The organism is Streptomyces chilikensis, from assembly GCF_001642695.1.
GTDB lineage: Bacteria > Actinomycetota > Actinomycetes > Streptomycetales > Streptomycetaceae > Streptomyces > Streptomyces chilikensis.
On the sequence record NZ_LWCC02000005.1, the window covers coordinates 3,145,057 to 3,148,288 of the forward strand.

Below are 3,232 nucleotides of genomic sequence, written 5' to 3' on the forward strand. Positions count from 1 at the left end.
CAGGGCGCCCTCCTGTGCCCCGGAGCGGATTCCCCCCACGGGATCCGGGCCCGGGCGTCTGCGGGCAGCGCCTGAATCGCTGCGCACGCCGCCATGGGCGGCGCGCGGTGTGCGGTCTGCCGGGACCCGCACCGTCGGGAGGGCCGCTCAAAGCTCCCCGGTCGTACGTGCCCCGGCAACGCAGCTCCGGAGACGTCCCCCAAGACGTCCCCGCAGGCACCGGCAGCACCCCCCAAGATGCTTCCGGCACCGCCAACTTAGACCCTCGAACGGCTTCAAGGGTTACGTTGACTCCACTGTGATCTGCATCTCGCGCGGTCTCCTGTCCGCGACCGGTGTCCGGCACGGGGCCGTCCAGCGGCGCATGAAGATGCTGCGCGAGACTTGTGAAGAGCTTATGTGAGGAACGGGCGGCGGATCCAGAGGTCGCCGGATTTGCCGCAAGCCGTTTTTCGGCCACCCGGCGGTGTCGTGCCGCCGGGCGGGGCGGCCCGGCCGGACCGCCCCGCCCACCGCTCAGCGGAAGCGGCGCAGCCGCAGGCTGTTGCTGACCACGAAGACCGACGAGAAGGCCATCGCGCCCCCGGCGATCACCGGGTTCAGCAGCCCTGCCGCCGCCAGCGGCAGGGCCGCCACGTTGTAGCCGAAGGCCCAGAACAGATTGCCCTTGATGGTGGCCAGGGTGCGCCGGGAGAGCCGGATCGCGTCCGCCGCCACCCGCAGGTCGCCGCGGACCAGCGTCAGGTCGCTCGCCTCGATCGCCGCGTCGGTCCCCGTCCCCATGGCCAGGCCCAGGTCGGCCGCGGCCAGCGCCGCCGCGTCGTTGACGCCGTCGCCCACCATGGCCACCGTGCGCCCTTCGGCCCGGAGCCGGCGCACCGCCTCGACCTTGTCCTCGGGAAGGACCTCGGCGACGACGTCGGACTCGTCGATGCCCACCGCGCGGGCCACCGAGACGGCGGCCCGCCGGTTGTCGCCGGTCAGCAGCACCGGGCGCAGCCCCAGGCGGCGCAGCTCGGCCACCGCCTCGGCGCTGGTCGCCCTCACCGTGTCGGCGACCGCCAGCACCCCGCGCGGCGCGCCGTCCCAGGAGACCACCACCGCGGTGCGCCCGGCGCCCTCGGCGGCCTCCCGGGCCCGTTCCAGCGCCGGGGGCAGCTCCGGGGCCGCCCCGTCCGCCATGAGCCGCCCCACGGTCACCTCGCGCCCTTCGACGCGCCCCCGCACGCCCCGTCCGGGCAGGCCGGCGAACTCCTCGACGGCGGGCAGCGCGCCCACCCGCTCCTCGGCGCCGGCCGCGATCGCCCGCGCCACCGGGTGCTCGGAGGCGTGCTCCACCGCGCCCGCCAGGCGCAGCAGCTCCCGCTCCTCGACCCCCTCGGCGGCGTGCACCGCGTGCAGCGCCGTCGAGCCGGTGGTGACGGTGCCGGTCTTGTCCAGCACCACGGTGTCCACCCGGCGGGTCGACTCCAGCACCTCCGGACCCTTGATCAGGATGCCCAGCTGGGCGCCGCGCCCGGTGCCGACCATCAGCGCCGTCGGCGTGGCCAGGCCCAGCGCGCAGGGGCAGGCGATGATCAGCACCGCCACCGCGGCGGTGAACGCCGCCGTGACGTCACCGTCCACCAGCAGCCAGCCGGTCAGCGTGCCCAGCGCGATCAGCAGCACCACCGGCACGAAGATCCCCGAGATCCGGTCGGCCAGCCGCTGCACCCCGGCCTTGCCGCTCTGCGCCTCCTCGACCAGCCTCGCCATCCGGGCCAGCCGGGTGTCCGATCCCACCCGGGCCGCCTCGACGACCAGCCGCCCGCCCGCGTTGACGGTGGCGCCGGTGACCGCGTCGCCCACCGAGACGTCCACCGGAGCGGACTCGCCGGTCAGCATCGAGGCGTCCACCGCGGACGACCCCTCGACGACCACGCCGTCGGTGGCCACCTTCTCGCCCGGCCGCACCACGAACCGGTCGCCGACCGCCAGCGCGTCCACCGGGATCCGCACCTCGCGGCCGTCGCGCAGCACCGCGACGTCCCGGGCGCCCAGCTCCATCAGCGCCCGCAGCGCCGCACCGGCGCGCCGCTTGGCGCGGGCCTCGAGCAGGCGGCCCAGCAGGATCAGCGCCGTGACCCCGGCGGCCACCTCCAGGTAGAGCGTGCCGGAGGCCTCGCCGCGGGAGACGGTCAGGCCGAACTCGTGCCGCATGCCGGGCATCCCCGCGTCGCCCAGGAAGAGCGCCCACAGCGACCAGCCGAACGCCGCCAGGGTGCCCAGCGACACCAGGGTGTCCATGGTGGCCGCGCCGTGCCGGGCGTTGGTCCAGGCGGCGCGGTGGAAGGGCAGCGCGCCCCACACCACGACCGGGGCGGCCAGCGTGAGGGAGAGCCACTGCCAGTTGTCGAACTGGAGCGCCGGGACCATCGCCATCAGCACGACCGGAAGTCCGAGCACCGCGGAGACCGTGAACCGGGTCCGCAGTGCCGCCACCTCGGGGTCGTCGTCCCCGGCGGCGCCCTCCGCGGCGGCGCCGGCGTCCGGTCCCGCGGCGTCCGCCGCCGGTGCCGGTTCCGGTGCCGGGGGGAGCGCGGCGGTGTACCCGGTCCTCACCACGGTGGCGACCAGGTCCTCGACGGACACCTCCTCGGCGTGGGAGACCCGCGCCTTCCCGGTGGCGTAGTTGACCGTCGCCTCGACCCCGTCCATCCGGTTGAGCTTCTTCTCGACCCGGGCGGCGCACGAGGCGCAGGTCATGCCGCCGATCAGCAGCTCGACGTCGGCGCGCGGCGCCTCCGCGGCCGGATCCGCCGTCCCGGGCGTCGTGACGGTGCTGGTCATACGGGCCTCCTCGGTGGTGACGGGGGAGCGGGGTCAGGCCACGCCGGCGTACTCGAACCCGGCCTCGTCGACGGCGGCGCGGACCGCGTCCTCCTCCAGCGGGGCGGCCGAGACCACGGTGACCTCGCCGGCCGGGGCGACGGCCTTCACCGACTCCACGCCCGCGATCCGGGAGATCTCCCCGGAGACGGCGCCCTCGCAGTGGCCGCAGCTCATGCCGCTCACCTTGTACACGGTGGTGACGGCGCCCTGGGTGTCGGTCGACTGGGTCATGTCGTTACTCCTGATCGCGTGGATGCACTGGTTGCCTTCCAGTACCCAGCTTATACCCCTAGGGGGTATTACTCGAAGACGGCTCGTCGGCGGGGCGCGGCCGGCCGTCCCGGCCGGCGCCGCGGGCGGG

General features: G+C 75.3%; 2 protein-coding genes. Both read right to left on the reverse strand.

Translation table 11 applies throughout. The features are described 5' to 3' along the window. Nucleotides 1-516: 516 nt before the first annotated feature. Nucleotides 517-2,829, reverse strand: coding sequence for a heavy metal translocating P-type ATPase (locus tag A2U95_RS14005; protein WP_166022445.1), 2,313 nt, complete (start codon nucleotides 2,827-2,829; stop codon nucleotides 517-519). A gap of 33 nt (nucleotides 2,830-2,862) precedes the next feature. Next, the gene (locus tag A2U95_RS14010; protein WP_166022447.1) at nucleotides 2,863-3,102 is read right to left on the reverse strand and encodes a heavy-metal-associated domain-containing protein; all 240 of its coding nucleotides are present in this window, start codon (nucleotides 3,100-3,102) and stop codon (nucleotides 2,863-2,865) included. Between the last annotated feature and the right edge of the window lie 130 nt (nucleotides 3,103-3,232).

Coding starts and splice junctions, on each gene's coding strand:
- A2U95_RS14010 (WP_166022447.1), bottom strand. CDS start 3,102: ATGACCCAGTCGACCGACACCCAGGGCGCCGTCACCACCGTGTACAAG.
- A2U95_RS14005 (WP_166022445.1), bottom strand. CDS start 2,829: ATGACCAGCACCGTCACGACGCCCGGGACGGCGGATCCGGCCGCGGAG.